Here is an 8,356-nt window from a genome sequence, read left to right as displayed (position 1 = left end):
GTCGCGATGGTGATCGTCCGTTCCGCAGCAACGACGACCGTCCGCGTCGCGATGGAGATCGTCCCTTCCGCAGCAACGACCGTCCGTTCCGCGGCAATGACGACCGCCCCTCCCGCGACGGTGGAGCCGATCGGAAGCGGTTCGGCGACGGTAATCGCTCGGCCGGCGCCCGCTTCGGCGAGGCCGCTCGGGACGACTGGGAAGACCGGGACCCGTACGGCACCCGTTCGATCCGCCCGCGTCACGACGACCCCGAGATCCCGGACGAGATCGATGCCCGAGACCTCCACCCCGCCGCTCGTGCTGAGCTCAAGACCCTCAGCAAGGACAACGCGGACTGGGTGGCGCGACACCTCATCACCGCGGCGCTCCTCGTCGACTCCGATCCGGAGGAAGCGAACCAGCACGCGCTGAGCGCTGCACGCCGAGCCGGCCGCGTGGCTGTGGTCCGTGAGACCGCCGCGATCACGGCGTACCGTCTCGGTGACTTCGCCACGGCGCTCCGAGAACTCCGCACGTACCGACGGATCTCCGGCCGCAACGACCAGCTCCCGATGATGGTCGACTGCGAGCGCGGGCTCGGGCGCCCGGAGCGTGCCCTCGAGCTCGGACGGTCCGTCGACCGCGCCGCACTCGAGACGCCGGTGCAGGTCGAACTCGCGATCGCGATGTCCGGAGCACGTCTGGACCTCGGGAATCCCACAGCCGCGCTGGGCGAGCTGGAGATTCCACAGCTCGACCCCTCGACCGCCTACAGCTGGTCGCCGGCGCTCTACAGTGCTTACGCGGCCACGCTCGAGGAGCTCGGTCGCCAGGACGAGGCCGACGAGTGGTGGGCCCGCGTCGACCGCGCGGCCGAAGCCCTCGCGGAAGCCGCCGAAGACGATGCTTGGGAGACAGTGGATGTGGTCGAGGAAGCGATCGAAGTCGACGAGTTCGACGAGCCCGGAGACGACGAGTCAGGAGACGATGAGCCCGTCGGCGACGAGCCCGTCAGCGACGAGTCCGTCGAGCTCGACGACGCAGAACTCGGGGACGCCGAGCCGGGCAACGGGTACGTCAGCGCCCTCGGGGACGACGACCTCGACGACGACTCCGACGACGCCGGGGACCAGCCCGGCGAGATCGACGAAGACAACCCCCGCGACATCGACGGATCCGCAGCCGGCTGACTCTCCGCGGACACCGGTCGACGGCATCGACGTGGTCATGACCGACCTCGACGGTGTCGTCTACCGGGGTCGGAGCGCCATCCCGCACGCCGTGGAGGCCCTCAACCAGGCCGCCACGTCGGCTCGCGTCGGCTACATCACCAACAACGCCTCGCGGCGTCCGATGGACGTCGCCGAACACCTCGAGCAGTACGGGCTCGAGGTGACGGCAGACGACGTCGTCACTTCCTCCCAGGCGGGGGCTCGGCTGCTCGCGACCCTCGTTCCGGAAGGATCGACCGTCCTCGTGATCGGCGGACTCGGACTGACGACGATCGTCGAGCAGGCCGGGTTCGTGGTGACCGACAGCGCGGACGACCACCCGGCAGCGGTCATCCAGGGGTTCTCGCCGGAGCTCGGGTGGAAGCAGCTCGCCGAAGCCTCCTTCGCGTTGGCGGATGCCTCCGTGCCGTGGGTGGCTACGAACATGGACTGGTCGATCCCGGTGGAGCGTGGCATCGCTCCGGGCAACGGGACCCTCGTCGCAGCGGTGCACCAGGCGGTGAGTCGGATGCCGGTCGTGGCCGGCAAGCCCGAGCGGCCGATCTTCGACGCGGCACTGGCACGGTTCGGCGGCGAGCGTCCGCTGTTCATCGGGGACCGTCTGGACACCGACATCAAGGGTGCGAATGATGCGGGCATCCCCAGCGTGCTCGTGCTGACCGGCATCGACCAGCCGAAGCAGGTGCTCGCGGCTGACCAGCGCTCGCGGCCGACCTACGTGCTCAAGGACCTCCGTGGACTGCACGAGCCCTACCCGGTCACCATCCGCACTGAGGACCCGGACGGCACGCGCCGTGTGACCGTCGGGGAGTCGACCGTGTCCATGCGCGGACATGTCGTCCGTGCCGAGCACGTGGGGTCGGACGAGATGGACTTGCTGCGCGCCGGTGCGACGGCGATCTGGGACTCCGGCCTGGCCATCTACGGCCTCGACGTGGACCCGGCGCTGTACGGCGGCGAGTAGCGTGACGGGCGTGGAACCAGCCCGGAGCGATGATGTGATGGGCACTCCCTCCGCTGGCCGGTCGGTCGGTGCGCCGACGGAGCCGCGGGCTGTTCCCGGACCGCCGCGCCCGACGCCCGGCGGTCTGCGCGGCGTCGAGACGATCCCGGGCGCCGACGCGGCCGTGACCGCGGACGCGGCCTGGACCTTGCACGCTGACTCGGCCTCGGCCTCGGCCTCGGACGCTGACTCGACCTCGGTCGCTCGGAGCGGTGACGACCCAGACGGCACGGCGGGGGTCTTGATCGAGTCCGGCGTCGACACCGTGGGTGGTCGGGCCGCAGGGGTCGAGCGTCTGCCGCTGGCGGATCGTGCGGACGCGTTCGCGGCGCTGCACGACGAACTCCGCACCCGGCTCGAACAGGGCGGGGACACTCGTGGGTGAGCGCGGGGACACCGCCGACCACGTCAGCGAGACAGCAGGCGGGGCCGACATCGCTCCCGGCACGACCTCCACGATCGGAACGTCCCCCACGAACGACACCGAGCACGTAGCCAGCCCCGACCACACGGCCGGGACCGACCCGATGGCCAGCGCCGAGACCAGCACGGTGAGCGCTGACGGCAGCACGGTCGGCGCCGACAGCAGCACGGGCAGCGCCGGCACCAGCACCAGCACCAGCACCAGCACCAGCACCGCGATGCCGTCGACCGCCACGATGCGCCTCGACGCCGCGATCCCCGCGCGAGGTCTCGCTCGCTCCCGGACCGCCGCGGCCGCCCTCATCCTGGCCGGCCGTGTCACGATCGAAGGGGTCCCGGTCGTCAAGGCCTCGACCCCGGTCACCGCCTCTGCGAACATCGTGGTGGACGCCGAGGATGAGTGGGTCTCCCGCGCTGCGCTGAAGCTCGTCGGCGCGCTCGACGCGTTCGGAGTCGACCCCCGTGGCCGGACGGTCCTGGACGTCGGAGCCTCGACGGGCGGGTTCACCCAGGTGCTGCTCGCACGTGGTGCCTCGCGGGTGATCGCCCTCGATGTGGGTCACGGTCAGCTGGCCCCGGCGATCGCGATCGACGACCGGGTCGCCGTCGTGGAGGGGGTCAACGCCCGGAACCTCACGCGCGACGACTACCTGGCTCTCGACCCCGCTGCCGAGCGCACCAGCCTGGTGGTGGGGGACCTGTCGTTCATCAGCCTCCGCATGGTGTTGCCCGCCCTGGTCGACGCGGTGCCGGCCGACGAGTTCGTCCTGCTGGTGAAGCCGCAGTTCGAGGTCGGCCGGACCGGCATCCGCGAGGGCATCGTCCGGGATGCGTCGTTGCGGCAGGACGCGCTCATGAACGTCCTCTGGGCCGCCTGGGACCTGGGCCTCGGAACGGCGGGCGTGGCGGCGTCCCCGATCGTCGGGACGCACGGCAACCACGAGTACCTCGCGCGTCTCCAGCGAGGTGCCGGGGAGAACCCGACAGAATGGATCCTCCGGGCGACGGAACTGGCAGAGGGAGCGCCATGAGCGACGAACGACACATCCTGCTGGTCTCGCACACCGGACGGCGCGACTCGATCGACGCCGCGGTCGAGGTGTGCGACATCCTGCACGACGCCGGTTTGACCCCGGTGATGCCCTTCGACGAGTACGCCGACATCCGCCGTGCCGAAGCGTCGGTCGGTCAGGTCGACATCCTCGGCGTCGACGTGCGTCCGGACGAGATCGAGATCGTCATCGTCCTCGGTGGCGACGGCACGATCCTCCGCGCAGCCGAGCTGGCCCGGGGCACGAAGGCACCGATCGTCGGCGTCAACCTGGGCCACGTCGGGTTCCTCGCCGAGAGTGAGCGCGACGGCCTGGCCGAGACGGTCGAGCGCGCCCTGACGGGCGAGTACAAGGTCGAGGAGCGCGTCGCCCTGCAGGTCGACGTGGTCGTCGGCAACGAGATCGTCTACTCCAGTTGGGCGCTCAACGAGGCGACGGTGGAGAAGGCCTCTCGCGAGCGCATGCTCGAGGTCGTCACCGAGGTCGACGGCCGTCCGCTGTCGTCCTTCGGGTGTGACGGTGTGGTGTTCTCGACCCCGACCGGGTCGACCGCCTACTCCTTCTCCGGCGGCGGCCCCGTGGTGTGGCCGGACGTCGACGCGATCCTGATGGTGCCGCTGAGCGCCCACGCCCTGTTCTCCCGACCGATCGTGGTCGGCCCGGACCGGGTCCTGGCCGTGGAGGTCCTCCGGCGCACGAGCGGCGTGGGCGTCCTGTGGTGCGACGGGCGTCGGACGCACGACCTGCCTCCCGGAGCCCGCGTCGAGGTGCGCCGTTCGCCGGAGCCGGTGCGGGTCGCCCGGATCAAGGACGCCGCGTTCGCCGATCGCCTGGTCGCCAAGTTCCGGCTGCCGGTCGCGGGCTGGCGCGGGCCGCAGCGTGACGATGAGGACGTGTGACGCGCACCTTCGGACCCCTGAGGCCCCGGGCAACGCCCACCAGCACGAGCACCGGCACCACGACGTGAACCAGCAGCAGGAGCACATCCAGTGATCGAGGAAATCCGCATCTCCGACCTCGGCGTGATCGGCGACGCCACGCTCGAGCTCGGCCCCGGCTTCACCGTCGTGACGGGTGAGACCGGCGCCGGCAAGACGATGATCGTCACCGCGCTCGGCCTGCTCCTCGGTGCCCGTGCGGACGCCGGCTCGGTCCGCCGTGGTGCACCGAACGCCGTCGTCGAGGGTCGCTGGGACCTGCCCGACCACGCTGCCGTCGCCGAGCGGGTCGAGGACGCCGGTGGCACGGTCGAGGACGGCGAACTCATCCTGACGCGCACGGTCTCGGCCGAGGGCCGCAGCCGTGCCACGGTGGGTGGCCGGACCGCTCCGGTGGCGGTACTCGGCGAACTCGCCGACCAGCTCGTCACCGTGCACGGGCAGTCCGACCAGATCCGGCTGACCTCGGCGGCCGCGCAGCGTGCCGCCCTCGACGGGTTCGGCGGCGCAGCGGTCGACAAGGCCCTGGCGAAGTACGTCGCCGTGTACGACGCCTGGCAGCAGCACACGGGCGACCTCGAGACACTGACCCGTGACCGCGACGAACGGCTCGCCGAGGCCGCGCGCCTCCGCGAAGCCTCCGCCGAGATCGAGGCCGCCGACCCGCAGCCGGGCGAGGACACCGAGCTCGCCGAACGCGCGGAGCGGTTGGGGAACCTCGAGGACCTCCGACTGTCCGCTGGCCTGGCGCACGAGGCCGTGTCGAGTGAGTCGCTCGACGGTCCGGACGTGATCGGCCTGGTCGAGTCGGCCCGGCGCGCGATCGAACGCGTCGCGAGCGTCGACCCGGCGCTGCAGCCGGTGCTGGAGCAGCTGACCGAGCTGGGCATCCAGGCGAGCGAGGCCTCGGCGTCGCTGTCGAGCTACATCGGCTCGCTCGAACCCGAGGCCGGTCACGACCTCGAGCTCATCAACGAACGTCGGGCACTGCTCGCCGGCCTGACCCGGAAGTACGGCGAGAGCGTCGAGGACGTCATCGCGGCCGGACAGCGTGCCTCCGACCGGCTCCTCGAGCTGGACGGCGACGACGACCGGATCGTGCAGCTGCAGCAGGCGGTCGAGTCCGATCGGGCAGCGCTCGAGGCCGCCGGTACCGCGCTGACGAAGGTGCGGACGAAGGCGGCGACCGAACTGGCCAAGCGGGTCACCGCCGAGCTGAAGAGCTTGGCGATGGCCGGCGCGACCCTGGTGGTCGAGGTCACCGACGCCGGTGAGTTCCGGCGGCACGGGCGTGACCAGGTCGCGATCCTGCTGCAGCCGCACTCGGGCACCGACCCGCGGCCGATCGGCAAGGGTGCGTCCGGCGGGGAGCTCTCACGCGTGATGCTCGCGATCGAGGTCGTGATGGCCGGCAGCACCACCGTCCCGACCTTCGTCTTCGACGAGGTCGACGCGGGTGTCGGCGGTGCGGCCGCGATCGAGATCGGCCGGCGTCTCGCGGCGCTCGCCGAACGGACCCAGGTCATCGTGGTCACGCACCTGGCGCAGGTGGCCGCGTTCGCGAACAACCACCTCAACGTCGTGAAGGACGCCAGCGGCGCGGTGACCTCGTCGAGCGTCCGCCGCCTCGAGGGCGACGACCGCCTGCAGGAGATGGCACGGCTGCTCTCCGGCCTCGGCGACAGCGCGAGCGGCATGGAGCACGCACGCGAACTGCTCGAGGTCGCCGGCCGCTCCGCCTGACCCGCCCGAGCACCGGAGCCATCACCGGCCCGAGCACCGGAGCCATCACCGGCCCGAGCACCGGTCCCAGTACCGGCCGGGAGGCGCGCCTCACCCGGGTGCGCCGACGCCGGACGCAACGCGCCCGGCGAACGCGGGTCGCGCCTCCCGGCACTTCTGACGTACGATGGAATCCCGTGGCGGACACTCTCAGCGGCGGAACCAATTCTTCGAACACGACCCCGAAGGTGACGAAGCAGATCTTCGTGACCGGCGGGGTCGTCTCGTCTCTCGGCAAGGGCCTGACGGCGGCCAGCCTCGGCAACCTGCTCACGGCACGCGGCCTCAAGGTCGTCATGCAGAAGCTCGACCCGTACCTCAACGTGGACCCGGGCACGATGAACCCGTTCCAGCACGGTGAGGTCTTCGTGACCGACGACGGCGCCGAGACGGACCTGGACATCGGGCACTACGAGCGCTTCCTCGACATCGACCTGGCGCAGTCGGCGAACGTCACGACCGGGCAGGTCTACTCGACCGTCATCGCCAAGGAGCGTCGTGGCGAGTACCTCGGCGACACCGTCCAGGTCATCCCGCACATCACCGATGAGATCAAGCGTCGGATGCGCGAGCAGTCCGAGAACGACCCGCAGCCCGACGTCATCATCACCGAGGTCGGCGGCACGGTCGGCGACATCGAGTCGCAGCCCTTCATCGAGGCGGCACGGCAGGTGCGCCACGAGCTCGGCCGCAACAACGTGTTCTTCGTGCACGTCTCCCTGGTGCCGTTCATGGCGGCCTCGGGTGAGCAGAAGACGAAGCCGACGCAGCACTCGGTCGCGCAGCTCCGCTCGATCGGCATCCAGCCGGACGCCCTCGTGCTCCGCAGCGACCGCCCCGTCTCGGACGCCAACAAGCGCAAGATCGCGCTGATGTGCGACGTCGACGAGGACGCCGTGGTGAACGCCGTGGACGTCCCGTCGATCTACGACATCCCGACGATGCTGCACGACCAGGGCCTCGACCAGGTCATCATCGAGGCCCTCCGCCTCGAGGCGCACGACGTCGACTGGTCGCGCTGGAACGGTGTGCTGACCGCCGTGCACGAGCCGAAGAAGGCCGTGACGATCGCCCTGGTCGGCAAGTACATCGACCTGCCCGACGCCTACCTGTCGGTGACCGAGGCGCTGCGTGCCGGCGGCTTCGCCCACACCGCGAAGGTCACGCTGAAGTGGGTCGCCTCGGACGAGTGCCTCACCCCGGAGGGCGCGGCGAAGAACCTCGGCGACGTCGACGGCATCTGCATCCCCGGTGGGTTCGGGATCCGCGGCATCGAGGGCAAGCTCGGCGCGCTGAAGTTCGCCCGTGAGCAGGCCATCCCGACGCTCGGTCTGTGCCTCGGCCTGCAGTGCATGGTCATCGAGTACGCCCGCCACGAGGCCGGCCTGCTCGACGCTTCGAGCACCGAGTTCGACCCCGAGACCTCCACCCCGGTCATCGCGACGATGGCGGAGCAGGTGGACATCATCGCCGGCGGCGACCTGGGCGGCACGATGCGCCTGGGCATGTACCCGGCACACTTCACCGAGGGCAGCCTCGCCGCCGAGCTGTACGGCTCGACGGAGGCATCGGAGCGCCACCGTCACCGCTACGAGGTCAACAACCACTACCGCGAGCAGATCGCGGACGCCGGCATGGTCTTCTCCGGCACCTCGCCCGACGGAACCCTCGTCGAGTACGTCGAGCTGGACCGTGCGGAGCACCCGTTCTACATCGGCACCCAGGCACACCCGGAGCTCCGCTCGCGTCCGAACCGCGCACACCCGCTCTTCGCGGGCCTCGTCGGTGCGGCGATCGAGCGCAACGAGTCGACGCGCCTGTTCGACCCGGAGACCGAGGCGGTCGCCTGAGCCGGCAGGTCGCGGTCGCGACCACGTGACGGACGGGAGGCGGCCCCCCCCCCGGGGGGGGGGCACCCCTCCCAAAGACCCCCGGGGGGGCCCG

Annotated in this window: 6 protein-coding genes and 1 pseudogene; all 7 read left to right on the top strand. The window is 71.0% G+C overall.

Annotated features, from left to right (window positions below):
- Window positions 1-1,172, top strand: a pseudogene (locus tag QCD68_RS16295) (hypothetical protein); the annotation flags it as partial.
- 37 nt (window positions 1,173-1,209) lie between these two features.
- Window positions 1,210-2,178: an HAD-IIA family hydrolase gene (locus QCD68_RS16290; RefSeq protein ID WP_301223770.1), complete on the top strand. Its 969-nt coding sequence runs from the start codon at window positions 1,210-1,212 to the stop codon at window positions 2,176-2,178.
- A gap of 37 nt (window positions 2,179-2,215) precedes the next feature.
- Window positions 2,216-2,602, top strand: a complete 387-nt coding sequence (locus tag QCD68_RS16285) for a hypothetical protein (RefSeq protein WP_301223769.1) — start codon at window positions 2,216-2,218, stop codon at window positions 2,600-2,602.
- A 256-nt stretch (window positions 2,603-2,858) separates the two neighbouring features.
- Entirely contained in the window at window positions 2,859-3,671 is an 813-nt protein-coding gene (locus tag QCD68_RS16280) for a TlyA family RNA methyltransferase (RefSeq protein ID WP_301223771.1), read from the top strand.
- Window positions 3,668-4,591 carry an NAD kinase gene (locus QCD68_RS16275; RefSeq protein WP_111076141.1) on the top strand — a complete coding sequence of 308 codons (924 nt, stop codon included), beginning with the start codon at window positions 3,668-3,670 and terminating at the stop codon, window positions 4,589-4,591. The genes QCD68_RS16280 and QCD68_RS16275 overlap by 4 nt, the downstream gene beginning before the upstream one ends.
- Window positions 4,592-4,681: 90 nt before the next feature.
- Window positions 4,682-6,373 (top strand): DNA repair protein RecN, encoded by a 1,692-nt coding sequence (gene recN, locus QCD68_RS16270; protein ID WP_301223768.1) that lies wholly within the window; start codon window positions 4,682-4,684, stop codon window positions 6,371-6,373.
- 176 nt (window positions 6,374-6,549) lie between these two features.
- Window positions 6,550-8,262, top strand: a complete 1,713-nt coding sequence (locus QCD68_RS16265; RefSeq protein WP_290157499.1) for a CTP synthase — start codon at window positions 6,550-6,552, stop codon at window positions 8,260-8,262.
- The last annotated feature ends 94 nt before the right edge of the window (window positions 8,263-8,356 follow it).

This window comes from Curtobacterium sp. PsM8 (assembly GCF_030433875.1).
Taxonomy (GTDB): Bacteria; Actinomycetota; Actinomycetes; order Actinomycetales; family Microbacteriaceae; genus Curtobacterium.
The sequence above is the reverse complement of the archived record's forward strand: the minus strand, read 5'-3'. Positions and strand labels throughout refer to the sequence as shown.